We start from the raw sequence: 25603 nt of genomic DNA, 5'->3' as shown, positions 1-25603 counted from the left end.
AATATTTTTTAGTCAGGATGGATGCGCCTGCATGGATGTTGTACACGCTCTGCTCTAGGAGGTTGTCGGGTTTAGGGATTCGTAACGAGACGAGTAGAAAATCGAGGACAGTTTTTCGATCTTTTGAGGCGCATAGTGGTGCTACGCAACGAAAAAGATCGGAAAAATGGACTGATTTCCCACTGTCGCAGTAGAATTTTCCTAAATCCGACAGCCTCCTAGACACAAAGCAGACTTTAACTATTTTTAAATGTTCAAATATATTTTCTTCACTCTCCATGCAAGGTAATAACCAGGTGTCTCGGCCCCCCGTGGTTACGATGCTCACATAAATAAATACCCTGCCAGATGCCTATTTTCAAACGTCCATTTGCAATCGGAACCATCACGCTAGCACCGAGCAGGCTGGACTTGAGGTGAGCGGGCATGTCGTCGCTTCCTTCATAGGTATGCGTATAATAAGGCGCATCCTCTGGCACTGCCTGATTAAAAAAACGTTCGAAATCTTCTCTGACCGAGGCATCGGCATTTTCGTTGAGTGTCAAAGACGCCGAGGTATGTTGAATAAATACATGCATCAACCCAACTGTCAGTGACGATAACTCCGGCACCTGCCTTAAGATTTCATCAGTCACTAGGGGCTGTTGCCATTTCACATAGGTAACCATAAAAAGGCGCAAGCCAGAGCGATAGAGCCTTCAAAATTTCGTTTGAGTTTGTCATATCGCGTGGCGATCGCTCTGAAATGCTTAAGTCTTGCAAACACATTTTCAACGAGATGGCGATATTTGTAGAGACACCAATCCATTTCATCATTTCCCCGAGTTGAATTCTTTTTTCTTGGGATAACAGGAACAGCCCCTTTGTCTTTAATTTGAAGACGTAATGCTTCACTGTCATAGCCTCTGTCAGCAACTATATAGTCACCTTTGGGAGCTCTGCAACTAATTTCGGTGCTTCTTTACAGTCATGAACTTCGCCGCCTGTCACTGAGAAATGAATAGGAAGACCACAGGCATCAACGGCCATATGAATTTTACTGGTGTTCCCGGCGACAGATTTCCCTATCGCTGTTTCTTGTTCACAGGCCGCACCACTATTATGCTGATGTGCTTTCACATACTCCCATCAATAAATTCCCATTCCAGGTCTGGATCAACAACCAGGGCGTTAAAAATACCCATCAGTTTTTCTTTACGAGACCAGTCATTGAATCGTTTATATACCGCATTCCAATTACCAAAAGCCGTGGGTAAATCTCTCCAGGGACAACCTACTCGCAAGCGATAAAAAATACCTTCGACTGTTTTTCGAAGACAAGGTTTGTCATAAATTCCCATTTTCAACATAATTATCTTCAGTTTCTCCCAAAGTTCATCCGTAAGCAGTTGTCGCGGCATAGTTTGCTTGTTTTTGAGTCAAAATAAACAATCTATGTGGCGGAGTTATTGAATTTCAAGGGGGATTTTCAAAACGGCAACAGCCCCTAGATGAAATCCACGTTTTTTTGGGGTCAGTTTTATGTCTTTTTGAATCCACATATCAAGTGATTACATCTGGAGAAGTACGGCCTGTGCGTTTTTTGACTTCGCATAATTGTTCAGCAATTTCGATGAGATCGGCTAAAGCCTGTTGGGCATCTTGGTCTTGTTTATCGACATCAGGTTCGAATTTTTCCAGGTAAATTCGTAACGTTGCACCCACTGTTCCGGTGCCGGATAAGCGGAAAACAATTCGGGAGCCATCACTAAAACCGACTCGAATGCCTTGTCGATGACTGACGCTTTGGTCGACTGGGTCGGTATAACTGAATTCATCGGCGAAGGCGACACTGTAGCCTTTAAATGTTTTGTTCGGCAAGTCAGCGAGTAAGCCACGCAGATGGTCAAAAATAGCATTAGCTTTATCGGCATCGACAGCCTCATAGTCGTGGCGACAATAAATATCACGGCCAAATTCCTGCCAATGTTGATGCACAATATCAGCAACCGGCTGACGCTTGCGCGCGATCATGTTGAGCCAGAATAATACAGCCCATAAGCCGTCTTTTTCGCGGACATGATCAGAACCCGTACCAAAGCTTTCTTCGCCACAAAGGGTTATTTTTCCGGCATCTAACAGGTTGCCAAAGTATTTCCAGCCCGTTGGGGTTTCGTAGCAAGGCAGGTTTCTGGCTTTGGCCACCCGGTCAACCGCCTGGCTGGTCGGCATAGAGCGGGCAACACCTTTCAAGCCTTTTTTATAGGCCGGTATCAAGTTGGCATTGGCGGCTATAACGGCCAAGCTATCACTGGGTGTCACAAAAAAACCGGCACCCATAATCATGTTACGGTCACCATCGCCGTCTGATGCCGCACCAAATACTGGTGCATTCTCTGAAAACATCCGTTTGGTCAATTCTTTGGCGTGCGCCATATTGGGGTCGGGGTGACCGCCGCCGAAATCTTCTTTAGGCTCTGCGTTAATGACTGAGCCAGGTTCAGCACCTAGCATCTCTTCCAGAATACGTTTGGCATAAGGGCCGGTTATGGCATGCATGGCGTCGAAACATAAGCTTAAATAACCGGAACTGATGCTGGTCTTTAGCAGATCAAAATCAAATATTTCAGTCATCAATTGGGCATAATCATCGACCGGATCGATGATTTTTATATCGATATCTGCGATCTGTTGTGTGCCCACGGTGTCTAAGTCAATATCATCTATTCGGGCGATACGGTATTCTGCAATGGTTTTGCTATTCTCATAGAGGGCATCGGTAAATTTTTCCGGCGCTGGCCCGCCATTGCTGACATTGTATTTAATGCCGAAATCTTCACTTGGGCCACCAGGGTTATGGCTGGCGGATAAGATGATGCCTCCAAACGCCTGGTATTTACGGATAATATGGGACGCCGCCGGGGTGGATAACAAGCCGCCCTGGCCGATGATCAACTCGCCAAAACCGTTGGCAACTGCCATTTTAATAATGATTTGAATTGCCTGGCGGTTAAAATAACGACCATCGCCACCAATAACCAGTTTTTGTCCTCTAAAATCATCGAGTGAATTGAATATCGACTGCACAAAGTTTTCCAGATAATTCGGTTGCTGAAAAACAGTGACTTTTTTACGCAATCCCGAGGTGCCGGGTTTTTGATCATCGTAAGGCGTGGTTTTGACGGTTTCTGTTTTCATAAATCAATCCTTCAATGAGAGAATACGAGCTTTAAATTACACCAAATCAGTTCTAATTTGTAGGTTTTTATGACGTTCACACAGGTCTTGTTGTTTCTAGTATTATGTCTGTTTCATTTTCAAACGTTTGCCGATGAGGTTTGGATAGAAATCGATACACAAAAACAGCAACTTCTGATTAAACGCGGCGAAAAAACGATAACCACTTTATCTGACATTGCAATTGGTCGAAATGGTTCAGGATACAAGCTAGAGCAAGGCGATGATATCACTCCAATCGGGCATTACCGAATTGCCTGGATCAATCGGAGAAGTCCTTATTACCGGTTTTTTGGGCTGAATTATCCCTCAATTTCAGATGCCTTCAGAGCCTTGAATATTGGGCGCATCGACCATAAAACCTATTATAGAATTATTGATAAACACATGGCTAATGAACCGCCACCTCAGGATACGGTGTTAGGCGGTAATATCGGGATTCATGGGCTTGGAAAAGGGGACATTAAAATCCATCACCTGATGAATTGGACCCACGGCTGCATCGCACTGACAAATCGCCAGATTGATATTTTAAGCCGCTGGATCGAAAAGGGTACACGTGTAGAAATAAAATAAAACTGGAAAGTCTGCAAAAAACAAGGCAGAATTGGGGGAAATACAGGAATATAAGCGTATTTAAGTTACGATTCATAAATTCTGTATAGACTTTATCTGACTCCTAATTTATCAAACGAGGAACGTATTATGAGAACAATAAAATTTGCATCTGTTTTAGTTATTGCCGGTTTAGCAACAGGTTGTGCCAGCACTTCAGATATCGACAATCTGCAATCTCAGATTGATACCTTAAAAACGCAAATTTCTTCAGCATCTTCTGATGCGGCAAAAGCACAAGCCTCTGCGGCAGAAGCAGCGGCTAGAGCGGCAGCGGCAGAAGCGGCTGCAAACCGTGCGGCGCAGTTTGCTCAAGAAACTAATAGCAAACTTGATCGCATGTTCAAAAGATCCATGATGAAATAATCATTTCGATTTTTTCATTCTTGCTGTTTAAAAAACCCCGCTGTGTAAAAACGCATAGCGGGGTTTTTAATGTCAATTGGGGTCAGGTCTTTGGTTTGTGATCTATCGCAATACCACTGGCAGAGAAATTGTGCGGCTTAAAATAATCCCCCCAATTCTTTCAACATGTAACCGCATTACTCGCATAGGCGGCTGCAATTGCATCATTTCGCTGCTTGTATTTCTTCGCGTAATCAGAGAACTCTTTGCCGCTAGTCTGCGTTGTGAAGTGGGGATTCCATTTAAATTCTAATGATTTTTATTCACGCCGAATGGGTTCCTCAAATTCTTCATTCCCTTAAAAGTGCCATATTTTAAAAAATGAATCACATATGAAATAACGGAGTTATTATTCATCATAAACGTATGTGTGACAGGGAGTGTAATATGCTCGGTCATGCCATCAACTTTACTGTTTTCGACCGAGACTTTGCCGTCGTTTGGCTTTTCTAGCATAAGTGATAGTACAGGATTTACTGTTCGGGTTCCGGCTATCACGCCAAGTTCAAAATTTACAGCTCCAAGCTGATTTGGCAAGCTACTTTCTTCGGCCCCAATTTGCATACCTGCGGGACCATTGATAAATTGATAAACGGCCAACTGATGCAGTTTATTGACAATGTTGGAGCCTTTATTAGGTGGCCCTAGCATAACCACGCGCCCTAAATTTTCAATAGTATGGTTGGCTAAATAATGACGAGCTAAAATTCCCCCAAGCGAATGCGTTACAAAATGCACCTTTGCGCTGTTATGGCAACATGCTAATGCTTTGGGAATAGTGTTTTCAGCTAATTCTTCAATAGGATATTTCGTTGACGGATAATCCATATTGATGGTGGAATAGCCCTGTTTGGTAAGTGCCTTTTCCAGCTTTGCCATGGAACGGTGACTTCTTGCCAAGCCGTGTAATAACACAACAGATTCGCATTTCACAAGGTCACACCTTTGCTTTATGATTTCTCACAATACCACTGACAGTAGAATAGTGTAGATTAAAATAATCCCCAATCTCTTTTAACGTATAGCCATTACTCGCATAGGCAGCAACAATTGCATCATTTCGCGATAGGTATTTCTTGGCATAATACGACAACTCTTTTGCCATCGGCCTGCGCTGTGAAGCTGGAATTTCGCTCAAGTCCTGATCATTTTTTATCCGCCCTTGCATGGATTCCACAAATTTGTCATCACCCAAAAACACTTGATTTTTCAGCTGCTCCCAAGGAGATGGCTGTCCCTTACCTTCTCTGACAAAGCGTTTATAGGCTTCAATGGCGTCTGTCTTGTTTCGGCCAAATCCAGCCAACAGCCAATCACTATTTAACCAGTCAGGCTTGCTCTTTTGTCCGATGGTTTCCCGATAACTGCTCCAGGGCCAATCCTTGGCGGAACGCACCATTCCCGCTCTAACAGGATTGAGGACGATATATCGAGTCAGATCCAGCAAATAACTGTCTTTATCAATCAGAATAGCCTTATACCGTCCTTGAAAAACATGTCCAACCCGCTGGTGCCTGCGATTAAATGTCTGGGTATAACGGCCATTTAACTGCCGCATGCCTTTTGATAAATTGCCATCAGGTGTTTCAATCAACAAGTGATAGTGATTATCCATTAAACAGTAGGCATAGCCAACCCAATTATATTGCCGACAAACATCAGCCAGAATATTTAAAAAGTTTTTTCTATCCTCATCCTGCTCGTAAATCGCCTCCTTACGATTACCTCGAGACGTGATGTGATACAAGGCACCTGCAAATTCCAGTCTTAAAGGTCTAGCCATTTTTCTTGATCATGAAAATTAAAAAAGAGCGTTGGTTGGTAACCGTTCACAACACTTGCCAAACCACCCAAAAAATCAGAAAATTCGTGTATGAGCAAACTCCCACTGGATTTCACCCAACCGCCACCTTTGCCTGAGACATTAGAAGAGTCTCACCAGGTGATTTTGACGTTGTGGGAAGCGATTAGGCAACTCCAAATCTGGAAAGAGGAACTGGAGGAACAATTAAATAATGGTTCCGACAATTCCTCAACACCGCCCTCACAAGACAGCCCTAAAAAACGCGCGGAACGCCACCGCAAAACCCCGACGGGGCGTAAAAAGGGGCGCAGACGGGCCACAAAAAGCACGAACGGACGTTATTGCCCGAAGACCAGGTCGACCACATCAAGCGCTACTATCCGCATGCAGTCTGTGGTTGTGGTGGAACAGTCCAGATAGATCGTTACCAACGCCATCAAGTTTTTGATTTACCTGAAGTGCGCTATGAAGTCACCGAACATCAGTGCTACGCAGGTTGTTGTCAACGCTGTGGACAGCACCATAAAGCCCATCTGCCCGACGCCGTTCCTGCCGGCCAAATGGGGCCGGGTCTGATTGCCTGGATCAACCTGATAAATGGCCGTTACCACCTGACCTTAAGACAGATTGAAAGTCTGCTCCAGGAACAATGGGGCCTGACCTTCAGTTTAGGAGCTATCAGCCAAAGCCAGAAAAAGCTCAATGACTGGCTGGCCCCCGTCTATCAACAAATCGGTGAAGCGGTTCGTGCCGCGAATCTCGGCTATGCCGATGAAACCCGACACTACCGGAATCGCAGCACCTACTGGCTCTGGTCCTTATCCACCGACCAGGCCGCCTACTTTCTGACCCACTATTCGCGCGGTAAAGGCGCGGCCAACGCTTTACTCGGCAACTTCAATGGCGTCTTAGTCACCGACCGCCATGGTGCTTACAACGACTATGCAGCCAATAAACACCAATATTGCTGGGCGCATATCATCCGTAACTTGGAAAAAATAGCCCAACGCCGGGGACAAGCAGGCAAAGACGGTCAAAAATTGCTGAGGCTGGCTCGATTAGGGGTACGATGCGCCAAACGCTGGCAACAAAGCGACTATCAAAGCCAGCATTATCGACAGCGACTGGAAAAGCTCCGTCAACGCCTCAAAACCCAACTGGAACAGAGCGCACTCATCCATGGAAAAACCAAAACCGGCAACAGCTGCCGCAAACTGCTAAAGGATTTTCCAAGGCTCTGGACCTTTCTGGACCATCCCGGTGTGCCGCTGACCAACAATGCCGCGGAGAGGTCGTTGCGCCCTTATGTTATCTGGCGGAAAATCAGTTTTTTCAGTCAATCACACCGCGGCGATCAGTTTCGGCCGATGATCTTGTCCGTGATCGAGACCTGTAGACGGTTAGGGGCTTAATCTGTATCAAACCCTCAGAACGATTTGCACTCAGGGTCTGACAGATGGCCAAGTCTCTTACCGCTTACCTATCCCTGAGCAGCAAGCGGTTATAAGGGTGTGAACGGTTACAACTGCCACGACTTCCTGCGTTTGTGCATCAACCATGATATGGAGTTTACGCCAGGTTCTGCGCTTGCTGGCACCATGTTTGCGAACTTTCCACTCGCCTTCACCGTAGACTTTTAAGCCGGTCGAATCGACGACTAAGTGTCTTGGCGTTCGACTGCTTGAACGAGGCAGCCGAACCTCCAGAGTTTGCTGGCGGCGACTTAATGTACTGTAATGAGGAATCTGGATAGACAGCTTTAATAACTGGACTAACGACAACAAACATCCCTGTGTCGCTCTCAACGGCAGCTTAAAGAGTTTCTCTCAGGGTCAATGCGCATTGAATAGCAGTATCAGAATACGTCATCGGGCTTCCTCTATAGCCTGTCTTTTCAGGCTGATGCCATTGCTTGATCATGGATTCTTCGAACCATAGCGTCAATGAACCTCGATTGATCAAGGCTTGATTGTAATTCGACCAATTCTTTAGTTTGTAGCGTTGTTTCTTTTTCTTGTCCATACCCTATACTATGGGGATCCTTATGATTTATGCAACAAAGCCCCTTAAATTTATTAATATAATAATCACCGCCAAAGCCATCGTTTTTATCATATACAATATGTGGGCGTCGACCGCCGCGTAAGGCCAGTTTATTTTCACTACCATCTTCTAATTCCCAGTAAGCCAAGGTTGTGAACAAATAATTATCGTTAATTAAATAACCAATGAAATTGGGCATATGGGTATAGCGATACAAACGAATATCTACGTTCTTATAACCGCTATTTTCTAATCGTTGAATACAACGGTGAATTTCGTCAACCGTATTGGAAACCGATTCGTAACGATGTCCCTCTTCACCCAGCTGATTTAAAACTGAGTCTGCAACGGTGGCGATTTCAATTTTAATTTTTCGCTTTGCTAGGGGCTGTCTTGTCTTCGAAAAACAGTCGAAGGTATTTTTTATCGCTTGCGAGTAGGTTGTCCCTGGAGAGATTTACCCACGGCTTTTGGTAATTGGAATGCGGTATATAAACGATTCAATGACTGGTCTCGTAAAGAAAAACTGATGGGTATTTTTAACGCCTTGGTTGTTGATCCAGACCTGGAATGGGAATTTATTGATGGGAGTATTGTGAAAGCACATCAGCATAGTAGTGGTGCGGCCTGTGAACAAGAAACAGCGATAGGGAAATCTGTCGCCGGGAACACCAGTAAAATTCATATGGCCGTTGATGCCTGTGGTCTTCCTATTCATTTCTCAGTGACAGGCGGCGAAGTTCATGACTGTAAAGAAGCACCGAAATTAGTTGCAGAGCTCCCAAAAGGTGACTATATAGTTGCTGACAGAGGCTATGACAGTGAAGCATTACGTCTTCAAATTAAAGACAAAGGGGCTGTTCCTGTTATCCCAAGAAAAAAGAATTCAACTGCGCCTTTTTATGGTTACCTATGTGAAATGGCAACAGCCCCTAATAAACAGTGAGAATCAGCTTTATCTAAGAATTTACATAGCACATCCCCCCAGCCAGTAGAGCCAGCAATAGTGATATACTTAATTTTGATTTCGTTCTCGTTTTTCACTAAGCGGTAAATATTTTCTAACAAGTCATTTGACTCGATAATTGTCACACGCCGTTTGTCTTGCTGAACCTTGTCATACATGTCAAATAACACATTGATTAACAGCAAGCCCAAAAATACTAAAATTGAAACCTTAATATTTAATACATTCCCTTCTGACAGGTTAGATGAAAGAAAGGCTGCAGGAAATATTTGTATTAGCAATATTAAAAACAACATTAAAAAGCAAATTTCGCGCTTAAAGGCCACATAAGCTTCTTTTAATCGCCCATAGAATTTAGCTTTATCCATAATTGAACCTGCTTTCATTTTCTATTATTTTGAAATCACTCATAATTTTACCCATGATGCATAACGACTAAGCTCACCTGCCGCTATGAAGCGCAGCGGAATAGCGGTCAGGTGGAGCGATTTGTTATACGATGTTTTTGTAGTTACGCAAAACATAAAAGCTTGAATCCTACCTGATGTTCATCAGCGATTCTCACTACATTCCTTAAGTCTGGATAACGTTGGTAATTTGGTGATACCAAGTTCTTAGATTTTGCGATTTTTTCTAACACCGCAGAATCAATCTTTTCAAGTGCTTCTACAAGTTTTTCTTTCTTCCATGATTTTCTATAGGTCGCGCCATAGGTTTCGCATAGATCCACCAGTTCCTGTTTAGAATGAGCTGATTCGATGGCTTCCTTAGAAGACGAATGCAATACCAGCCCTGACTCGATCAATTCTTTTGATGTCTGTTCTACATTTATTCCGAGACTGCGTATTTGATAGTTGGTTAGGCTGGATAAAGCCCCACCCTCTCTTTCTACTGCGTAAAACAGTTGCAAACGTGCCGCCGGGGTGAGTGTTAAAATGACTGCCCGCAAATCAGTTTCGATAGATGCGTTCGGAAGCTCTCTAACATAAAATCTCTCATATTCTTGCCAGTATGGTGTATCTTTAGCCATCTTGGCTATCCATGAATTCGCCTTTTTAGCCAAAGAATGTAGCTGTGTTGACCATGAAGGCTGGTGGGCTATGCATGCCCATGATATAAGCCGAGGAATTTCTTCTGTGATTAAAAACTCTCTACCACCTCCGCCTTTCGCGGCAACAATAAAAAGAGCTTTAAGTTCATATATTCCATTTTCTGATTTAAAGGATACATACTTTCCGAAAGGTATTGACAGAATATCATCGATACCCTCATCAATCCACTCTGGTCCAATGCCAAGCCCTGGATTCCCTTCTATCACAAGTCGCATGATAGTCTTAACACTAGCGATATCCCCTACGATTAACCGTTCAGAAATAAATGGAACCAAATCGGTACACGGAACCCTAGAGCTTGGTGAATAGTGTTTATCCAAAATTGGATATTCAAGATGCCCCACGCCTTTTATCGAGAATAAGAACGAGTCCACTGCATTTGAAGTATGCGCGTACGACAATTTTTCTTGTTTGTGAGGCAATTCTTTTTTCGTTTTATCTAGTCGCGTCACTTCGTTCTTTTTGCCAAATAAAAACTGGCTGATTTTATTCAGCATATTTTTCTCCCTTAATCGTATAACGACAAGGGTAACAGGCTGGCAACGAAGCGCAGCGTAGTTGCCAGTCCTTGTTGACCCGCTTGTTAGCGCTATTTGCGTAATTCATAAGCCTGTTGCAGTAATGCTCTTAGTGTTTCTTCCTTTTCTGAAATATCTTTCTCGGAGAGCTTGAGCCTGTAACTTCCCCAGCGTTTATCATAATCAAGGACATCAAGTTCAGAATTGGAAATTATTTCTTCTGTTTCTTCCGTTTGAGGCAGCCGTATTTCAAGGCGTAACGCACTTTTCTGTGGGCGGCATACAGCAAAATTACATGCTCTACCTGCTACCCAGAATCCGATATAATATTTGTTGTAGCTGAACTCTACCGCTGGTAAAAATGATTTGGTTATTTCAAGTATTTTATCTGCCAATGCTACAGTTTTCTTTGTGCCTCTTTTTTCCCAATAGTTTCTGTCAGTTGGTTCAGAGGTTTCTTCATCTTCATCTATGTAACCAAGTTTGACCGTGTCCAGGACTTTTGTGAATTGAAGCCCAATACCTTCAGGTGTTTCGATAGCAGTTGCTTGAATGGCCATTATTGGGATAAAACCATTAAACAGCCCGATAACATTAAGAAATCTGCTTGTAATATCTTCTGCAATAATAACTGCGGTATGGTCGTATTGAGGGTATTTCCTTCTTTCGATATCCCAATACTCTATAGTTCTAATGATGTGAGATTCATCTGTAGCACCTAGCTGTATTTCTACCTCGTATCTTCCATGACCATCGGCATCTTGCAATAGCAAGTCAAGGCGACCAGCGCCAACATGAATACGCTCTTTATCTTTTAAAATGACATCGCCAATGCCAAGGATAGAAGGATCATCAGCAATAATATCCTGTAACCACCTCTCATTTAATGTGGGGTGGTTTTTCAGGTTTATAGTTTTGAGTTTGATGTGCTTCATGGTTTCCTTATGGTGCTAACAGTTAACTATATTGAATCAGATAATAAAGTGCTAGACAGAATTCTGTCTAGCGCAATAAGATAATCTTATGCAAAAAAATTTAAATCCTTCGAAAAGTATAGTTAAATCTCCGCAATCTGGGTGGAATATTTATTTATCCGCATTGCTAGATCGAAAAATTGCTGAGAAAGTGGAACAACGGGGTCGGGTCTTTGAATTATGGTTTTTCCGCAAGCGTGATGTCCTGCATCGTTTACATTAAGGGAGTGGCCTTAGGATGTTAAAGCCGTGCGTTTGAGGCTTGATTAGAGTTACACTGGTTCCCAACCAAGCTGTGATTGTCCCTCTGAACGTCATCCTTACTGAATTTGAAATCGCCAAATACCAAGACTGAAGATGATGCTGCCTAACACTGTCAGGCTTAATAGAATATTTCAAGGCCTTGCGCCTTTAAGTAAAATGCTGTAGTGGTCTGAAGTGTCTATATGGGTTCTTACGTGGAGTGAGGGAAGAGTCACTGCGTACCATCAGCGAAGACAATTTTTTTTCGCCAGGGTTTCGCCTAGCCGGGCTAAGGCATGTTTAAGTTTTTTGTCTTTTTGATTTTGTGCGGTTTGCTGAATGAGGGCGATATTTTCAGGGGACGGCAGTCGTGGTTTTCGGGTTGAACGTGGAACCACGCGCTCAGGGATGACCTTGATTTGAACACGTTGTAATTGTGGCCAGTCAGCTTCAATCGCTTTATGTAAAATAGCCTGCTGATAAAAACGTAACTGTGATGACCAAATGGCCGATTCGGTGTAGAGCACCAGTTTTTTACCGGATACCACACAGTATTGCACATGCTCGGCCAGGTTTTCTGGCAGAATCGATTTGATTTGAATCAATAAGCGTTGTTGTTGATTGATAACCTGCTGATAGCGGGCCAGTACAGGAAAGCGACCCGCTGGTTTAAAGGGTTTTTTCATGAATTAAGCGTTAATTCCAGGAGCGTACCACCGCTTCCTGGGATTCCAGCATGGGCCAATCGAAATCCTCCAGAATGGCGACACCTGTGATCAATTCACTGATATCAATATTGCGAATCATCAAATCGGCTTTTCTGACACAAATATTCACATGCTTCAATGTCGCTTGTATCCATTTCAGTGTAGTATTGTCCTGCTTGATTGAATAGACCGCATTCTCGGTAAAGATGACCGTGTCACCCTCAACTGTTTTTTCAAGTTCGGAAGGGTTGATGGGAAATTGGCTGATGATATGAAGCATGACAAGCACCTCGGCATAAGTTAAATATTATAGGCTTACATGACAACTCTGCGCTAAGCCCATAAAAAACAAGTTAATCCTAGGCCAATTATTGTGTGTTGCCAAGGGTTGTTGGTATAAAAACACAATATTTTTATGTTTAATCGCAAGGATGTGTCTTAACATATTGATTTATCAATTTAAAAAAATTCAATTATCTGTTGTTTTTTTGTGACAGTGTGTGTTTTAAAGGCAGGTTTTGCCGGTTTTTATTTATGGCGATGAAGTCCATCATCTTTTGCATACTTTTAACAGTGACGCTGCTAGCGCAGGCTGAAGCACCACCATTGATTGCGGTTGCCTCTAATTTCAGGTGGGTGATGCAGCCGCTCAAACAACATTTTGAGCAGGAAACGGGATATAAATTACGTATCAGTTATGCGGCTTCCGGTGTGTTAGCGCAACAGATCAGACAGGGCGCGCCCTTTGAATTGTTTATTTCCGCCAACCCAGATTATATCGAATCTTTGTCGGCAAAGAGGGTTCGTAAAAAACAGGTTTTGGCTTACGGACAACTGGCCTTGATGCTATCAAATTTAGTCCCGTCAGCAATAGACTCTCATCTGCATGGGTTAGGACAAGCGAGTCGAAGTGGCCAAGTTCGGCATATTGTGATTGCAAATCCAGACTATGCGCCTTTTGGTGAGGCGGCTTTAGCTATTTTGCAGGGTTTACAGGATTGGCCACAGATAAAAGAGCACTTGATTCATGCTGAAAATGCCGCGCAAACCGTACATTTTATTGTGTCAGGTGCAGCACAGGCCGGTTTGGTACCTTATAGTCTGGCATTGAACCCGGCTTTGAAAACCCGCGTCCATACTGTGTTATTAGCACCCACATTACAGCCGGATTTACCGCAAACGGTTGCCCTGTTGTCTTCTGCCGGTGATGTAGCCACGCAGTTTTATCGTTTTTTACGCAGCGAAGTCAGCCAAACCCTGTTACGACAACACGGGTTTAACGTTGAAAAGGCGGCGCGATAATGGATTGGCTGGCATTCAATCTTTCCATTAAGCTCAGTTTGGTTACCGTGTTGATTTTGTTACCGGTGGGTATTTTGATCGGGCGTTTGTTGGCCAATCGGCGTTTTCCAGGACGTTTTCTGCTGCAAAGCTTGATTACTTTACCTTTAGTGTTGCCACCAACGGTACTGGGCTATTATTTGTTGGTCAGTTTCAATCCCGATCATGGGCTTGGCAAGTGGTTGGCCGACAGTTTCGATCTACGCTTGATTTTCAGTTTTGAAGGGCTAGTGCTAGCCTCGGTTATTTTTAATTTACCATTCGCCATTCAACCCATGCAGCGTGCTTTTAGTGCCATTCCGGTTGAAATTCGAGAAGCGGCACAGTGTTGTGGACTGAATCACTGGCGGGTGTTATGGAAAATAGAATTACCTTTAGCTTGGCCTGGTATTCTGATGGGGTTGATTATGACCTTTGCACATACCTTGGGCGAATTTGGTATCGTGTTGATGGTTGGCGGTAATATTCCTGGCGAAACTCAAACTTTGGCGATTGCTATTTATGAAAAAATGCAACTTTTTGATCGGCCGGCTGCTTCGGTGATGGCATTGACGCTATTGATTTTTTCCATGTTGACTCTCAGTCTGAGTTTTTGGTTAAGCGCACGTAGTGAAAAACGCTATGTCTAAGACGGGTATTTCTGTTTCATTGTCGCAGCAACAACCGATTCCATTACAGGTAAAATTAACCTGCAAACCCGGCGAATTATTAGCCTTAACTGGCCCTTCCGGCAGTGGCAAAACCACCGTTCTCCGCGCCATCGCCGGTTTATATCGAGCCAAGAATGGCCAGATTGAATGTAATGGCGAAATCTGGCAGGATGGAAAACGTTTTTTACCGGCTCACCGTCGCCATGTTGGACTGGTTTTCCAACAATACGCCCTGTTTCCGCATTTAACCGTATTTGACAATATCCGGTTGGCATTGCCGAAGCAATCTAAGGTCGAGCAGTCTCGGGAAGTCATGACATTATTGGCGCAGGTGCATTTGGCGGGTCTTGAAAAACGTTATCCCAAGCAATTATCCGGTGGTCAGAAACAACGTGTCGCCGTTGCGCGCGCCTTGGCCCGAAAGCCTGCGGTTTTATTATTGGATGAGCCGTTTTCGGCAGTGGATCAAGTAACCCGGCGGAAATTGTACCGGGAGTTATTGTTGCTGAGACAATCGTTGGCAATTCCGATTATTCTAGTGACCCACGACTTGGAAGAATCGGCGTTGCTAGCCGATAAAATCGCCCTGTTACATAGAGGTGAGGTGTTGCAAACCGGCGCACCGGAAACTTTGCTCAAACGACCACAAACCGTCACCATTGCTCGATTGATGGATCAGCAAAATGTATTTGAAGGGTGTGTTATTGAACAGGCGCCGAACCAAACTACTCTCAATTGGCACGGCATCGTTTTGTACGCGCAAGCGCAACCGGACTGGCCGGTTGGTGGCAAAGTGTATTGGATGATTCCCGCATCGGGCATTTTATTACACCGTCGCGATAGGCCTTCGCGAGGTGAAAAAGAGAACCCATTGTCAGGCCGGATTGTTGAATATTTTGAAATCAACGGCCAAGCGCATATCTGCGTCACTGTCGATCAAACACCCTTGTGCAAGCTGAGTATCAATGTGCCGCTCCACGTCGCCCAACGCAACCGCTTGAGACCAGGCGAAGCCATCGGTTTTTCGGTATTGGCTCAGCATATTCATTTGATGCCAGGTAAGGGTTGAGGCGTCACTATTTTTGATCATGCTATGAAAGATTATATTGCTAATTTAATACAGGCTATCAAGTTGTCAGGCGAAGCTGAGGCGGTTGAGCGAGTTGAAACACATATTTCCTGGGTTTTGCTGACAGGAAAATATGCCTATAAAATCAAAAAGCCAGTGAATCTTGGTTTTCTTGATTTTTCTACGTTGGAAAAACGTCATTTTTATTGTCAGGAGGAATTGCGCTTAAATTCGCGATTGGCACCGACAATTTATCTTGATGTTGTGCCGATTACCGGAAGCGTGGAGAAGCCAGTATTAGGCGGTAATGGTGCGGTTATTGATTATGCGGTAAAGATGAAACAGTTTCCGGCACAGTCGGAATTGACGCATGTGGTGGAGCAGAATCAGCTTAAGTGTAGGCATATCGACAGGCTGGCGGAAATCCTTGCGGACTTTCATCAACGCATCGACAGGTCTTCGGCTCAAACAATATGGGGAACGCCAGAACAGGCGCATCACGCTACACAGGATACCTTCGAGTGTTTGTTGCGCAATGTAAGTGACCAGAATGATCGGTTGCGGGTTGAAAAAATCTATCGATGGATAAACGATAGATTCGACTCGCATAAAGCCGATTTTCAACAAAGGCATGATCAGGGCTTTGTGCGTGAATGTCATGGAGATTTACATCTTGGCAATATTGCGTTGGTTGACGATGACATTCTGATTTTCGATGGAATTGAGTTCAGTGAATCACTGCGCTGGATAGATGTTATCAGCGAGATTGCTTTTTTGATGATGGATTTGCAGTATCGGAATCTTCAGCCAAAAGCGTATCGTTTTCTCAATGCCTATCTGGAGCAGACTGGCGATTATGCCGGCTTGAAATTATTGCGCTATTATCTGGTCTATCGGGCGATCGTCCGGGCCATGGTGGCGGCTTTGCGTGCCAGGCAGTCAGATGTTTCGACACCGTTACGGGAAGCCTTGCAGCGGGAATATCGGGCCTATCTTGATCTTGCCGAGAGCTATATCAAACCACAACAACCTGTGTTGTTACTCTGTCACGGTTTTTCGGCTTCGGGTAAGTCCACGATTACGCAGATTATTCTGGAAAACCTGCCGGCAATACGTTTACGTTCCGATGTTGAACGTAAACGTTTGTTTGGTGTCAAAAAACAGCAAAAAACACATTCAGCTATCGGCCAAAATGTGTATAGCAAGCAGGCGACCGAGTTAACGTATGATAGATTAAAAGCGTTGGCGGAGGTGGTGTTGCAAAGTGGTTATCATGTGATTGTCGATGCCACTTTTCTATCCAGGCGTCAGCGGCGAAAGTTTTACGAAATAGGACAGCGCAGTTCATGTCAGTGGATTATTATTGATTTTGTGGTTGCGGAAGATATTTTGAGAGCGCGCATTGAAAAACGTTGTCAAAACCAGGCTGAAGTGTCGGAAGCCGATAGCTCGGTTCTGGATTATCAGTTAAAAAACCATGACCCTCTGGATCGATATGAACAAAAATTTACCTGTAAAATCGATGCTGAAAAGCGCTTTGTGTTTTCTACTTTTAAAAAACAATTGGAACAGTGCTTGATACTGGAGAAATAGTGCGCTAGATCGTATCCGGGCTGTCAACACAATCACCACGCCATGATAGGAAAACAATGACAGAACTGTTAAAGAAACACTGGCACCATTTCCCTGAAGCTGAAGTGACCGAGTTTCTGGATGTTCACGCCGATACCGGACTGGATCAGGCTGAGACTGAAAAGCGCAGAGAAAAGTTTGGCAGCAATATACTAACCCTAAAAAAGGGCAAAGGGCCGGTACTGCGTTTTTTACTGCAATTCCATCAGGCACTGGTTTATATTTTGTTGGTCGCCATCGGTGTCAAAATATACTTGGGTGACTGGGTTGCTGCTGGCGTGATATTCGGCGTGGTTTTATTAAACGCTATTATCGGATTTGTGCAGGAAGGTAAAGCGTGGCGGCCTGCGTTCCTTGGGTAAAATCCTTGCTATCGGGCGTATTTGGGTTGCATCAGGTGGTTGACAGTGGTTCATTAAGCTTCGTTATTATTGATGGCTCGACCGTGCAGGAACCCGGTGCGACAGAAACCACGTATCGGCTACATATCGCGATAGATTTGATTTCACTGACATTGCGCCAGGTTGAAGTCAGTACGGACAAGATTGGCGAAAGCCTTGACCATTATGTGCTGGAATCGGGCGATGTCGTGTTGATTGATCGTGGCTACAATCAACCGAAGTCGTTGGTGCCTTTATTGACCGAGGTGGCGATATTGTGCTGCGCTATAACGCACACAGCATGAATTTATACGAGCTTGACGAGCACGGCAAAATGATAAAAATTGACTGGGAAACGAAATTACAACGTCTCGGGAAACAAGCGGGGGCTATTCCGGTTTATTTGTGCCATGATACTAAACGAATCGCCTGCACGGTACATGCGGTTCCGTTACCTGCCGAAAAAGCGGCGCAAGCCCGGCGTAAAGCGAAACTCAGAGCGCAGAACAAAGGACGTACAGCCCAGGAAAAACGCTCTATCTCAGTGAATGGGTCTTAATTTTAACGTCCGTGCCGGTCGAGTTGCTCAGCACCGAAACGGCTGCCGCGCTCTATCGTGTACGCTGGCAGGTGGAATTGGTGATCAAACGGCTGAAAAGCCTGTTGGCGATCAATCAATTACGTGCCCGTAAAGACAGTCAATTGGCCGAATTGTATTTACAGGGCAAACTTCTGTATGCGGTGGTTACGGAAAAGATCGCGCAGCGGTGTTTTACCAAGGCCTTGACGAAAATGGATGGGCCGCGTGCATTGACACCCTGGCGTTTGTATAAAACGATTGCTGAGGACATTAAATCAGGATTGAACGCCTGTTTTCCGAAGCAAGAACGCTTTCAGCGTGATTATTTGAAAAGCGTTAGCGAACGCCCGAGAAAACGTTCGTTGCAGAGTCTACCTGAACCGATTTTGGGAATGATTCGACAATGCAGAGAGCTGGGCGTAAGTCGTGTTTAATCAAGTGGTTGGGGGCTTAAGTTGGCGCTTGCAATATGTTGTATTCATCAGCTCTGGTCACTTATGGCACGGGGAAAGCTGTTGTTGTGGCAACGGGTGACAAAACAGAAATTGGTCGTATCTCTGAATTGATCAGTAACGCTGAAGTTCTGGCGACACCGTTGACACGTAAGATAGCGAAATTCAGTCATATTCTGTTATTTGTTATTCTTGGGCTAGCGACGCTGACTTTTTTGTGGGATTGGCACACGGCGAATCCTGGGAAAGCCTGTTTATGGCCAGTGTTTCCTTGTCGGTCGCCATGATCCCCGAAGGACTCCCTGCAGTCATGACCATTACCCTGGCGATTGGGGTATCGAGGATGGCTAAACGCAATGCGATTATTCGTCATCTACCCGCAGTGGAAATCTTAGGCAGCACAACCGTCATTTGTTCCGACAAAACAGGTACGCTGACCCGTAACGAAATGACGGTGCAACACGTTTGGGCAGGTCAGGAACATTTTGTCGTCCAAGGTATTGGCTATGTTCCCGAAGGTCGTATCACCCAGAATGGTAAAACAGTTGAAATCAACACAAAGCCCAGTTTGCGGGAGTGCTTGTTGGCAGGTTTATTGTGTAATGATGCCACATTAAAACAAAGCGAACAGGGCTGGGTAATTGCAGGAGACCCCACTGAGGGCGCATTGCTGGTTTCTGCGCGTAAAGTAGGGTTGGAACAGGCTGCATTATTAAAACAAATGCCACGGTTGGATGCGATTCCTTTTGAGTCTCAGTATCAGTATATGGCAACGTTGCATTCCAATGCGGCGGGTGGAGACAATATTATCTATTTAAAAGGCTCTGTGGAGAGTGTTCTACAGCGTTGTAATACAGTATTAGACGAAAAGGGCTCTCCCACTCCACTGCAACCGGCAGAAATAATGGCACAGGTCGAAGATATGGCGAGTCGAGGCCTTCGAGTTTTAGCGTTTGCGCGGTTGCCGGTATCTACAGACACTCAGCATATTGATCACGATAATGTTGCTAACGGTATGCAATTTTTTGGCTTGCAAGCCATGATTGACCCGCCTCGTGAAGAAGTTATTCCAGCCATAGCCGCCTGCCGGTCGGCGGGGATACAGGTCAAAATGATTACGGGCGATCATGCGCTAACGGCTGCTGCAATTGCTGAGAAAATAGGTTTAAGCAAAGCGGCTGATGGGGAAACAACAGTACATACCGGTACAGAACTTGAAGCGATGAGCGGTGCTGAATTAACACAGGCTGTGGAAAAAACCGCTGTTTTTGCCCGAGTCACGCCCGAACAAAAATTACGTCTGGTCGAAGCCCTGCAGGCAAGTGGCGAGGTGACGGCAATGACGGGTGATGGTGTTAACGATGCCCCAGCAGTGCGTAAGGCCGATATAGGCATTGCGATGGGGATTACCGGTACCGAAGTCGCCAAAGAAGCTGCCGATATGGTATTGACGGATGATAACTTTGCCAGCATTGAAGCGGCTGTAGAGGAAGGTCGTGGCGTATTGGATAATTTAATAAAATTCATCAGTTTTATATTAGGGGCTGTTGCCGTTTTGAAAATCCCCCTTGAAATTCAATAACTCCGCCACATAGATTGTTTATTTTGACTCAAAAACAAGCAAACTATGCCCCGACAAATGCTTACGGATGAACTTTGGGAGAAACTGAAGATAATTATGTTGAAAATGGGAATTTATGACAAACCTTGTCTTCGAAAAACAGTCGAAGGTATTTTTTTATCGCTTGCGAGTAGGTTGTCCCTGGAGAGATTTACCCACGGCTTTTGGTAATTGGAATGCGGTATATAAACGATTCAATGACTGGTCTCGTAAAGAAAAACTGATGGGTATTTTTAACGCCCTGGTTGTTGACCCAGACCTGGAATGGGAATTTATTGATGGGAGTATTGTGAAAGCACATCAGCATAGTAGTGGTGCGGCCTGTGAACAAGAAACAGCGATAGGGAAATCTGTCGCCGGGAACACCAGTAAAATTCATATGGCCGTTGATGCCTGTGGTCTTCCTATTCATTTCTCAGTGACAGGCGGCGAAGTTCATGACTGTAAAGAAGCACCGAAATTAGTTGCAGAGCTCCCAAAAGGTGACTATATAGTTGCTGACAGAGGCTATGACAGTGAAGCATTACGTCTTCAAATTAAAGACAAAGGGGCTGTTCCTGTTATCCCAAGAAAAAGAATTCAACTCGGGGAAATGATGAAATGGATTGGTGTCTCTACAAATATCGCCATCTCGTTGAAAATGTGTTTGCAAGACTTAAGCATTTCAGAGCGATCGCCACGCGATATGACAAACTCAAACGAAATTTTGAAGGCTCTATCGCTCTGGCTTGCGCCTTTTTATGGTTACCTATGTGAAATGGCAACAGCCCCTAGCCACTAATCTGGGTGAAGGGTTGGTCATCATCGTTGCTGTACTCATGGGCGAAATGTTACCCGTACTGCCGGTGCAAGCACTGTGGATAAATATGACTGCCGCATTATTTTTAGGTTTGACGTTAGCTTTTGAACCACGCGAACCCGGCCTTATGGCCAGGCCACCGCGCCCTACTTCTGCGCCCATTTTGAATGGGGAACTCATATTTCGTATTCTTTTAGTCGGTTCAATGTTGCTTGCAGGGGCTTTCGGTTTATTTGAATGGGCACTTCAGCACGGAGCCAGTGAAGAACGGGCACGCACCATTGCAGTCAATGTCTTTGCTGTCGGTGAATCTTTCTATTTACTGAATTGTCGTTCATTACGGCTGTCCATGTTCAGCTTAGGATTGTTTAGTAACCGATGGGTTTGGACAGGTATATTTTCTATGATCATGGCGAGTTTGGCATTTACCTATTTGCCGATAATGAACCAATTATTTCATACTGCACCGATTGGCCTGAATGATTGGTTACCTATCATTATTGTAGGGTTTACCATTCATATGGTTATCGCTTTGGATAAAAGATTACGTTTGTGGTTGGAACAACGACATGCTAAAACAGGTCAGTCAAAGCAAAAAAATCCGGAAGTTTTTAAATAAGCCGTGTAAAAAATATTAAGAAGTCCAGCCTTTTAGCGTTTAATTCTTTTCAGGGAGAGAGTATTTATGTCTTTGTTTCGCCTCGCATCAATCAAGAATTCTGAAATTACACCAAGAGAAATATTTCAGGCCCGCCGCAAAATCATCAAAGCTTCTTTAGGTTTTACTGCCGCTGCATTTTTACCGACGGCGGCGAATGCTGAAAAAAAACCATTTGAAACGGTGCCGGTCGGTCCCTATTCGGGTGACTTTCCGGTGACCGATTATGAAGATGTCACTCATTACACTAATTATTACGAATTCACGACCAACAAAACCGGCTCGACCGTATTGGCGCAGGCGCTGAAGACGAAGCCTTGGCAGGTTGAGGTCAGTGGCGAAGTGGACAAGCCCGGTGTTTATCATCTGGAAGATATTCTCAAGCAAAACCCCTTGCAGGAAAGAATCTACCGTTTTCGCTGTGTCGAAGCCTGGTCGATGGTGGTACCGTGGATCGGTTTTCCGCTCGCTGATATGCTGAAGGCATTTAAGCCGACATCACGGGCGAAATTTGTTGAGTTCACCACCGTTTATCAGCCTGAAAATATGCCGGGACAACGCAATAAATCACTGGACTGGCCTTATACAGAAGGACTTAGAATTGACGAAGCCATGCATCCATTGAGCTTTATTGCCACCGGAATGTATGATGATGAACTGCCTAAACAGAATGGTGCGCCACTGCGTCTGGTTGTGCCCTGGAAATATGGTTTTAAGAGTATCAAGGCCATCGTCAAAATACGCTTTACCGAAACCATGCCGCAAACGGCATGGAATAAAGCTGCGCCGGATGAATATGGCTTTTATGCTAACGTCAATCCGAATGTACCACATCCGCGCTGGAGCCAGGCGCGGGAAAGAATTCTGGGGGCGGGGCTGTTTGCATCAAAGCGGGATACTGAGATGTTTAATGGTTATGCCGAATATGTCGCACCTCTTTATAAAGGTATGGATTTAAGCAAATACATTTGATGCGACTTAAAAAAACGCACTGGCGCGCGATTAAAGCTATTATTTTCTTTGTGTCGCTGTGGCCGTTGGCCCAGCTTGTCATCGATGGCGTGAATGATGGGTTGGGCGCCAATCCAGTCGAAACCATGCATCTTACCCTGGGTCGCTGGGCCTTGCGCTTTTTATGTTTAACATTGGCGCTGACGCCATTGCGCCGCCTGAGTGGTCAGCGTTGGCCGCTGCGTTTCCGGCGCATGATGGGGTTGTTTGCATTTTTTTATGCCAGTTTGCATCTGCTGGTGTTTTTGTGGCTGGATATTGAATTTTCCTGGCATTATTTTCGTCAGGAAGTGACAGAAACACCGTATTTATTATTGGGGCTGGCAACGTATTGTTTGTTATTGCCACTGGCGCTAACGTCGAGCGTTAATATGCAAAAACGTCTGGGTCGATATTGGAAAACAGTACATAAATTGATCTATCCTGCGGCTGTATTGGCGCTTCTGCATTATTTCATGCTGGTCAAATCAGATCTGAGGCAACCCTTAATTTATGCAGCAGTTATTTTTATTTTACTTGTTACCCGAATACAACCGAAACGTAACGCTTGAGATTTTATGTTGGTGGCAGGGAAATTAAAAGACAAAAAAAAGGCGGTTTAAAAAAACCGCCTTGAATAGTATTTAGGAAGAATATAACGCAACTTTTAGCTGTATGACCTTAAGTTAGGTTAATAATAGCAACGCTTATAGAAAATGAAAATGTGGCATATTGTCGCAGGCTTTCGATAGATACTTTCATATCAATACACTCAAGCGTTACACTGCTCTCTTATTTAATTTTGTCTCGATAATATTTATGCTCGCTCAAGTTTTACCTAAATCAGAAATATCGATTCGTGAAAATCTTAAATGGCTGTTTGTTTTACGCAATTTGATTATTTTCGCCACAATCTTCCTGATGTTTATTGTGACATCGGGACTCGGTATAAAACTGCCACAGGATCAACTGTGGTTGGTTATTTTTGCGATTGCCGCAGTCAACTTATACACCTGGATGCGCCTGCAAACGCAAGAGCCTGTCACGGAGTTGGAGATTTTCTCCCAACTGGTGATTGATGTGATTGCAATGGCTTCCATGTTGTATTTAACCGGAGGGGCTTCCAATCCGATTATTTGGGTATTTCTGTTGCCGGTAATTGTTACCGGTATTATGTTGCCACAGACGTACACCTGGAATATGGTGATTTTAACGGCCTGTATCTACACTATTTTGATCGGATTCAATATTCCACTACCCGCGATTGAGCCACATATGCCAGATCCAGCGCTGATGACGCCAGAAGTTAATCATCAGCTTCATTTAATCCGGGATCGGCATAATTTTAATCTGCATATTTTTGGTATGTGGTTTGGATTTGTTTTCAGTGCGGGGTTGGTGGCATTTTTTGTGATTGAGTTATCCCGTTCACTGAAGGAGAGAGAGCGTAATTTGGCAGAGGCGCGTGAACAAGCCTTGCGCAATGAAAAAGTGGTTTCTTTAGGTACTTTAGCCGCGAGTGCCGCGCATGATATGGGTACGCCTTTAGGAACAATTGCCATTTTATCGCATGAATTACAGCACGACTTTCCTGAGCATCGTTTTCCAGATGCCTATCAAAAACTAAAAATCATGGATGAGCAGATCACACGATGCAAAGAAGCGTTGGCATTGATGAGTGTTTCTGCTGGAAAAATGCGGGCAGAATCAGGCAATATTATGCCAGTGAGCGAATATTTGGATGAATTGCTTAATCTGTGGCGGGCTGATAATGCTAAAACGACATTACGGTTATTTATAGACCCGGCTTCTGCAGCGGTTTCTAATGCTCAAATTGTCGCAGAAATCACTCAGACCCATGCTATTATTAATATTCTTAATAATGCCGCAGAGGTAACTGCAGAGGACAAAGGTATTGAGTTTCATGCCAGTTGGACGCAAGAAAGATTACATATTACGATACGGGATTTTGGGCCGGGTATCCCGCCTGAACAATTGAAAATGTTGGGTAATCAGCCGGTCAAAAGTAAAAAGAAAGGAATGGGCGTAGGGCTTTTATTGACCTTTTCCACCATCAAGCGACTCGGTGGCGAAATTGTCTTTTCCAATTTAGAATCAGGTGGTGCCCAAGTTGAGATTTTTTTACCGCTGATTACGCCATCGTATCATGATGAAGTTTGAAATATTAAGTTCTAACCTGAATCCGTGATTTCAATGCGGATTCAGGTCTAAATCATAATCATACTATAGGCACGTTATGACGACCGAGGATAAGGATAAACCGCAATTATTATTAGTCGATGATGATGAGATTTTCTGCTCGGTGCTAAAACCAGCGCTGGAGAAGAGAAATTTCCAGGTCACTGTGGCACACGATGTGGTCAGTGGCATTGAGCGAGCCGAAAAAACCGTGCCCGAGTATGCTGTAATTGATTTGCGTATTGGCTATGATTCCGGTCTTGAGATGGTGAAAAAGTTGATGTCGCTCGATTGTAATACACAAATTGTTATTTTGACCGGTTTTGCCAGTATTGCTACTGCGGTTGAAGCGATTAAGCTTGGTGCTGTGCATTATTTAACCAAACCGGCTAATGCCGATGAAATTGTCGCCGCTTTGTATAAAAATGAAGGTGATTCCTCGGTCAGCATTAATGATCACCCACTTTCAGTTAAACGTTTGGAATGGGAACATTTGCAGAAAGTGCTGATGCAGCATGATGGCAATATATCTGCAGCGGCTAGAGCCTTGAATATGCATCGTAGGACCTTACAGCGTAAACTGGAAAAAAAGCCTGTTAAAGAATAGTATGGAGACTGAAGCATCCAT

Annotated in this window: 28 protein-coding genes and 5 pseudogenes; 21 read left to right on the top strand and 12 right to left on the bottom strand. The window is 44.4% G+C overall.

The annotated features are described in order from the left end of the window. Positions 1-269: 269 nt before the first annotated feature. The 3 genes and pseudogenes from JEU20_RS05810 to JEU20_RS05800 form a co-directional block, all read right to left on the bottom strand. Positions 270-668 (bottom strand): secondary thiamine-phosphate synthase enzyme YjbQ, encoded by a 399-nt coding sequence (locus JEU20_RS05810; RefSeq protein ID WP_198244144.1) that lies wholly within the window; start codon positions 666-668, stop codon positions 270-272. Beyond that, positions 653-1400, bottom strand: a pseudogene (locus JEU20_RS05805) (IS5 family transposase). Before JEU20_RS05805 ends, JEU20_RS05810 begins: the two are co-directional and overlap by 16 nt. Positions 1401-1542: 142 nt before the next feature. Beyond that, entirely contained in the window at positions 1543-3177 is a 1635-nt protein-coding gene (locus JEU20_RS05800; RefSeq protein ID WP_198244142.1) for an alpha-D-glucose phosphate-specific phosphoglucomutase, read from the bottom strand. Between the two features lie 69 nt (positions 3178-3246). Between JEU20_RS05800 and JEU20_RS05795 the strand changes: the two genes are divergently transcribed. Further along, positions 3247-3792: a L,D-transpeptidase family protein gene (locus JEU20_RS05795; RefSeq protein ID WP_198244140.1), complete on the top strand. Its 546-nt coding sequence runs from the start codon at positions 3247-3249 to the stop codon at positions 3790-3792. A gap of 129 nt (positions 3793-3921) precedes the next feature. Beyond that, positions 3922-4197 (top strand): Lpp/OprI family alanine-zipper lipoprotein, encoded by a 276-nt coding sequence (locus tag JEU20_RS05790; protein WP_198244138.1) that lies wholly within the window; start codon positions 3922-3924, stop codon positions 4195-4197. Between the two features lie 288 nt (positions 4198-4485). Here the strand turns inward: JEU20_RS05790 and JEU20_RS05785 are convergent, their stop codons facing one another. After that, positions 4486-5151 carry an esterase/lipase family protein gene (locus tag JEU20_RS05785; RefSeq protein ID WP_281066831.1) on the bottom strand — a complete coding sequence of 222 codons (666 nt, stop codon included), beginning with the start codon at positions 5149-5151 and terminating at the stop codon, positions 4486-4488. Between the two features lie 22 nt (positions 5152-5173). Next, positions 5174-6019, bottom strand: a complete 846-nt coding sequence (locus tag JEU20_RS05780) for an REP-associated tyrosine transposase (RefSeq protein ID WP_198244133.1) — start codon at positions 6017-6019, stop codon at positions 5174-5176. A 90-nt stretch (positions 6020-6109) separates the two neighbouring features. On the opposite strand from JEU20_RS05780, the gene JEU20_RS15835 reads away from it, so the two are divergent. Both JEU20_RS15835 and tnpC read left to right on the top strand, forming a co-directional pair. Further along, the gene (locus tag JEU20_RS15835; RefSeq protein WP_425356682.1) at positions 6110-6460 is read left to right on the top strand and encodes a DUF6444 domain-containing protein; all 351 of its coding nucleotides are present in this window, start codon (positions 6110-6112) and stop codon (positions 6458-6460) included. Beyond that, positions 6361-7452 (top strand): annotated as a pseudogene (gene tnpC, locus JEU20_RS05775) (IS66 family transposase); the annotation flags it as partial. The gene JEU20_RS15835 and the pseudogene tnpC, both read left to right, overlap by 100 nt. 57 nt (positions 7453-7509) lie before the next feature. Here tnpC and JEU20_RS05770 read toward each other — a convergent pair. Beyond that, entirely contained in the window at positions 7510-7845 is a 336-nt protein-coding gene (locus JEU20_RS05770) for a transposase (protein WP_198244129.1), read from the bottom strand. Between the two features lie 7 nt (positions 7846-7852). Beyond that, entirely contained in the window at positions 7853-8062 is a 210-nt protein-coding gene (locus JEU20_RS15480; RefSeq protein WP_198244128.1) for a transposase, read from the bottom strand. A gap of 418 nt (positions 8063-8480) precedes the next feature. On the opposite strand from JEU20_RS15480, the pseudogene JEU20_RS05760 reads away from it, so the two are divergent. Next, positions 8481-8972: pseudogene (locus tag JEU20_RS05760) on the top strand (IS5 family transposase); the annotation flags it as partial. Between the two features lie 17 nt (positions 8973-8989). On the opposite strand, the gene JEU20_RS05755 reads toward JEU20_RS05760, so the two are convergent. The 3 genes from JEU20_RS05755 to JEU20_RS05745 all read right to left on the bottom strand — a co-directional run bounded on the left by JEU20_RS05755 (position 8990) and on the right by JEU20_RS05745 (position 11615). Further along, complete coding sequence (locus JEU20_RS05755; protein WP_198244126.1) at positions 8990-9418, bottom strand: hypothetical protein; 429 nt, start codon at positions 9416-9418, stop codon at positions 8990-8992. 143 nt (positions 9419-9561) lie between these two features. Continuing rightward, complete coding sequence (locus tag JEU20_RS05750) at positions 9562-10659, bottom strand: hypothetical protein (RefSeq protein WP_198244124.1); 1098 nt, start codon at positions 10657-10659, stop codon at positions 9562-9564. Between the two features lie 92 nt (positions 10660-10751). Continuing rightward, positions 10752-11615, bottom strand: a complete 864-nt coding sequence (locus JEU20_RS05745) for a DUF5655 domain-containing protein (protein ID WP_198244121.1) — start codon at positions 11613-11615, stop codon at positions 10752-10754. Between the two features lie 88 nt (positions 11616-11703). On the opposite strand from JEU20_RS05745, the gene JEU20_RS05740 reads away from it, so the two are divergent. Then, positions 11704-11877, top strand: a complete 174-nt coding sequence (locus JEU20_RS05740) for a hypothetical protein (protein ID WP_198244119.1) — start codon at positions 11704-11706, stop codon at positions 11875-11877. 265 nt (positions 11878-12142) lie between these two features. Here JEU20_RS05740 and JEU20_RS05735 read toward each other — a convergent pair whose 3' ends face one another. After that, a complete protein-coding gene (locus JEU20_RS05735) occupies positions 12143-12583 on the bottom strand; it encodes a DciA family protein (protein ID WP_198244117.1) in 441 nt (146 codons plus the stop codon). A 10-nt stretch (positions 12584-12593) separates the two neighbouring features. Further along, complete coding sequence (locus tag JEU20_RS05730) at positions 12594-12884, bottom strand: DsrH/TusB family sulfur metabolism protein (protein ID WP_198244115.1); 291 nt, start codon at positions 12882-12884, stop codon at positions 12594-12596. 260 nt (positions 12885-13144) lie between these two features. Between JEU20_RS05730 and modA the strand changes: the two genes are divergently transcribed. The 15 genes and pseudogenes from modA (at position 13145) to JEU20_RS05655 (ending at position 25582) form a co-directional block, all read left to right on the top strand. After that, entirely contained in the window at positions 13145-13906 is a 762-nt protein-coding gene (gene modA, locus JEU20_RS05725; RefSeq protein WP_198244113.1) for a molybdate ABC transporter substrate-binding protein, read from the top strand. Continuing rightward, the gene (gene modB / locus JEU20_RS05720; protein ID WP_198244111.1) at positions 13906-14574 is read left to right on the top strand and encodes a molybdate ABC transporter permease subunit; all 669 of its coding nucleotides are present in this window, start codon (positions 13906-13908) and stop codon (positions 14572-14574) included. The genes modA and modB overlap by 1 nt, the downstream gene beginning before the upstream one ends. Continuing rightward, entirely contained in the window at positions 14555-15664 is a 1110-nt protein-coding gene (locus JEU20_RS05715; protein ID WP_245395121.1) for an ABC transporter ATP-binding protein, read from the top strand. The genes modB and JEU20_RS05715 overlap by 20 nt, the downstream gene beginning before the upstream one ends. Positions 15665-15688: 24 nt before the next feature. Then, positions 15689-17257: a bifunctional aminoglycoside phosphotransferase/ATP-binding protein gene (locus JEU20_RS05710; RefSeq protein ID WP_198244107.1), complete on the top strand. Its 1569-nt coding sequence runs from the start codon at positions 15689-15691 to the stop codon at positions 17255-17257. 56 nt (positions 17258-17313) lie between these two features. Then, on the top strand, positions 17314-17658 hold the full coding sequence (locus JEU20_RS05705; protein ID WP_198244105.1) for a cation-transporting P-type ATPase: 345 nt from the start codon (positions 17314-17316) through the stop codon (positions 17656-17658). 5 nt (positions 17659-17663) lie between these two features. After that, positions 17664-17981, top strand: a complete 318-nt coding sequence (locus tag JEU20_RS05700; protein WP_198244103.1) for a hypothetical protein — start codon at positions 17664-17666, stop codon at positions 17979-17981. Further along, positions 17954-18235, top strand: coding sequence for a hypothetical protein (locus JEU20_RS05695; RefSeq protein WP_198244101.1), 282 nt, complete (start codon positions 17954-17956; stop codon positions 18233-18235). The genes JEU20_RS05700 and JEU20_RS05695 overlap by 28 nt, the downstream gene beginning before the upstream one ends. Before the next feature lie 11 nt (positions 18236-18246). After that, positions 18247-18690 (top strand): transposase, encoded by a 444-nt coding sequence (locus tag JEU20_RS05690; RefSeq protein WP_245395120.1) that lies wholly within the window; start codon positions 18247-18249, stop codon positions 18688-18690. Between the two features lie 32 nt (positions 18691-18722). Further along, positions 18723-20248, top strand: a pseudogene (locus tag JEU20_RS05685) (HAD-IC family P-type ATPase); the annotation flags it as partial. A gap of 87 nt (positions 20249-20335) precedes the next feature. After that, a pseudogene (locus JEU20_RS05680) lies at positions 20336-21085 on the top strand (IS5 family transposase). Continuing rightward, positions 21070-21747 carry a cation transporting ATPase C-terminal domain-containing protein gene (locus JEU20_RS05675; RefSeq protein ID WP_198244099.1) on the top strand — a complete coding sequence of 226 codons (678 nt, stop codon included), beginning with the start codon at positions 21070-21072 and terminating at the stop codon, positions 21745-21747. Before JEU20_RS05680 ends, JEU20_RS05675 begins: the two are co-directional and overlap by 16 nt. A gap of 66 nt (positions 21748-21813) precedes the next feature. Beyond that, the gene (gene msrP / locus JEU20_RS05670; protein ID WP_198244097.1) at positions 21814-22758 is read left to right on the top strand and encodes a protein-methionine-sulfoxide reductase catalytic subunit MsrP; all 945 of its coding nucleotides are present in this window, start codon (positions 21814-21816) and stop codon (positions 22756-22758) included. Then, positions 22758-23348 carry a protein-methionine-sulfoxide reductase heme-binding subunit MsrQ gene (locus tag JEU20_RS05665; RefSeq protein ID WP_198245908.1) on the top strand — a complete coding sequence of 197 codons (591 nt, stop codon included), beginning with the start codon at positions 22758-22760 and terminating at the stop codon, positions 23346-23348. The genes msrP and JEU20_RS05665 overlap by 1 nt, the downstream gene beginning before the upstream one ends. Positions 23349-23595: 247 nt before the next feature. Further along, positions 23596-24957, top strand: a complete 1362-nt coding sequence (locus JEU20_RS05660) for an ATP-binding protein (protein ID WP_198244095.1) — start codon at positions 23596-23598, stop codon at positions 24955-24957. Between the two features lie 76 nt (positions 24958-25033). Next, on the top strand, positions 25034-25582 hold the full coding sequence (locus JEU20_RS05655; RefSeq protein ID WP_198244093.1) for a response regulator transcription factor: 549 nt from the start codon (positions 25034-25036) through the stop codon (positions 25580-25582). Positions 25583-25603 lie beyond the last annotated feature (21 nt).

The sequence above is a fragment of the methane-oxidizing endosymbiont of Gigantopelta aegis genome, assembly GCF_016097405.1.
Taxonomy (GTDB): Bacteria; Pseudomonadota; Gammaproteobacteria; order Methylococcales; family Methylomonadaceae; genus Methylomarinum.
The sequence above is the reverse complement of the archived record's forward strand: the minus strand, read 5'-3'. Positions and strand labels throughout refer to the sequence as shown.